The organism is Streptomyces sp. UH6, assembly GCF_013421635.1.
Lineage (GTDB): Bacteria > Actinomycetota > Actinomycetes > Streptomycetales > Streptomycetaceae > Streptomyces > Streptomyces abyssomicinicus.
The window spans coordinates 1-2,314 of record NZ_JACADT010000909.1 but is presented as its reverse complement, the minus strand read 5'-3'; the positions used below and the strand labels follow the sequence as shown (position 1 = coordinate 2,314).

At 73.3% G+C, this 2,314-nt stretch carries 2 protein-coding genes; both read right to left on the bottom strand.

Going from position 1 to position 2,314, the window contains the following annotated elements; genetic code table 11:
• A partial coding sequence (locus HW445_RS27445; RefSeq protein ID WP_180223567.1) for a HAMP domain-containing sensor histidine kinase occupies positions 1–1,456 on the bottom strand: 1,456 nt, incomplete at its 3' end.
• 26 nt (positions 1,457–1,482) lie between these two features.
• The gene (locus HW445_RS27440) at positions 1,483–2,166 is read right to left on the bottom strand and encodes a response regulator transcription factor (RefSeq protein ID WP_180223566.1); all 684 of its coding nucleotides are present in this window, start codon (positions 2,164–2,166) and stop codon (positions 1,483–1,485) included.
• Between the last annotated feature and the right edge of the window lie 148 nt (positions 2,167–2,314).

Sequence of the window (2,314 nt, the reverse complement as noted above, 5' to 3'; positions counted from 1 at the left end):
CGTCCGTGCCGGATCCGTCCGTGCCGGCCGCCCCGTCGAGCGGGATCTCGACCGTGAAGACGGCGCCGCCCCCCGGTCCGTTCCCGGCGCGCACGGTGCCGCCGTGCAGCCGGACGTTCTCCTGGGTGATCGCGAGACCGAGGCCGCTGCCCGCCGACCGGGTACGGGCCGCGTCGGCCTTGTAGAACCGGTCGAAGATGTGGGGCAGCACGTCCGGCCGTATGCCGGGTCCGCTGTCGGTGACCTCGGTGACCAGCGTGCCCGTCCCGTCGGCGGCCGTCCGGGTGCCCAGGCGTACGGTGACCGGCTCGGAGCCGTGCCGCAGGGCGTTGCCGACCAGGTTGGCGACGACGACGTCGAACCGGCGCGGGTCCAGACGGGCCCGGATCCCGTCGGGCAGCTCGGCGCGGACGCGGTCGTTCCAGTGCCGGTGCAGGAGGGTCTTGCGGATCGTCTCCGCGGCGTCGACCTCGTCGGTGTTCAGCTCGGCCGCGCGGGCGTCGAAGCGGGAGATCTCCATCAGGTCCTCCACCAGCACCGCCAGCTTGCCGGTCTCCGCGCTGATCAGCCGTACGGCGCGAGCCGTGTCCGGGTCGAGGCCGTCGGCGTCCTCGTCGAGAACCTCGGTGACGGCGAGCATCCCGGCGAGCGGGGTGCGCAGTTCGTGCGAGACGTCCGAGGCGAACCGGCGGGCGCGGGCCTCGGCCCGCTGCAGTTCGTCGACCGACCTCTCCAGCTCCGCCGCCGACTCGTTGAACGTGCGGGCCAGATCCGCCAGTTCGTCCCGCCCGGAGACCTTGATCCGCGCGTCGAGCCGGCCGCTGCCCATGGAGCGGGCGGCCCTGCGCAGTTCGCGGACCGGGCGCAGCACGCCGCGCGCGGCGATCAGCGCCGGCACGAGGGCGATGGCGAGGCCGGGCAGGGCGCCGTCGCGGGCGGCGGTGACCAGGGCGTCGACGCTGGCCTGCTCGTCGTTCATCGGCATCACGGCGAAGAGGACCAGCCCGGTCGGCATGCTGTCGCCCGCGCCGGTCCTCGTCAGGACGGGCACCGCGATCGTGAGGTAGGGGACACCGTCCTTCACCACCCTCTCGAAGCTGCTGTGCGACGTCGTCAGGGCGGTGCGGCGCAGGCCGGGCGTGATGACCGAGGAGGTGGGACTGGTGCTCGAGGAGACCCGCAGCGAGCCGTACTCGGCGAAGACGATCCACGGGTGCGGTTTCGCCTTGCTCGCGAGGACGTACAGGTATTCGCGCAGGATCACCGGATCGAGGGGCAGCGAGGGCGCGAGGGTCTCCACCTGTTCGCGGAAGGAGGCGACCGCGGTGTCCTGGGCGCTGACGAGGACGGCGTTGCGCGCCTCGCGGTAGGTGAGGGCCGCGGTCGTGCCCGCGCTGACGGCGGCGACCAGCAGGAACGCCAGGACGAGTCGCGTGCGCAGCCCGAAGGGGGCCATCCGGCGCAGGCGCGAGCGGACGGCGGTCACAGGGGTCCGAAGCGGTAGCCGAAGCCCCGCAGGGTCTGTATGTAGCGCGGGCTGCCGGGGGTGTCCTCGATCTTGTTGCGCAGCCTGCGGACACAGGCGTCGACGAGGCGGGCGTCGCCGTGGTAGCTGTGCTCCCAGACGTGCTCGAGCAGTTGCTGCCGGCTGAACACCTGCCCCGGCGCCGCGCTCAGGTGGAGCAGCAGCTTCATCTCGGAAGGGGCCAGGGCGAGGCGTTCACCGGACTTGGCGACGGTCAGGCCGGCGCGGTCGACGGCGAGGTCCCCGTGGAACTCGACGGCGGGCCGGCCGCCGCCCGGGGCCTCCATCCTGCGCAGCACGGCCCGGATGCGGGCGTCGATCACCTCGGTGCGGGCCGGTTTGACGATGTAGTCGTCGGCGCCTGCCTCGAGGCCGACGACGACGTCGAAGTCGTCGCCGCGGGCGGTGAGCATGATGACGGGCAGCTGGCTGTCCTCCCGCACCCGGCGGCAGACCTGGACCCCGTTCATGCCGGGCAGCATCAGGTCCAGCAGGAGCAGGTCGGGCCGGAAGTCGCGGAGCGCGGCCAGGCCGGCCTCCCCGGTGGCGGCCGTGCGGACCTCGTGGCCGCGGCGGCGCAGTCCCAGCTCGACGCCCTCGCGAACGGAGGGGTCGTCTTCGATCAGGAGCACGCGGGGCATGTGCGGGGTATCCCTGGGGGTCGGAGAGGGGCGGGTTCAGGAAGGTTCACGGTTCCGGAGGGTTTCACGGTTCCGGGCATCTCAGGTCCGCCGGCGGAGCCGGGCGGCCGCGCCGGTGACGAGGGCGTCGAGCTCGGCGAGGCGCAGG

What these genes read in the sequence shown, in the direction of transcription:
- HW445_RS27440 (WP_180223566.1), bottom strand. Translation starts at nt 2,166, where the DNA reads ATGCCCCGCGTGCTCCTGATCGAAGACGACCCCTCCGTTCGCGAGGGC.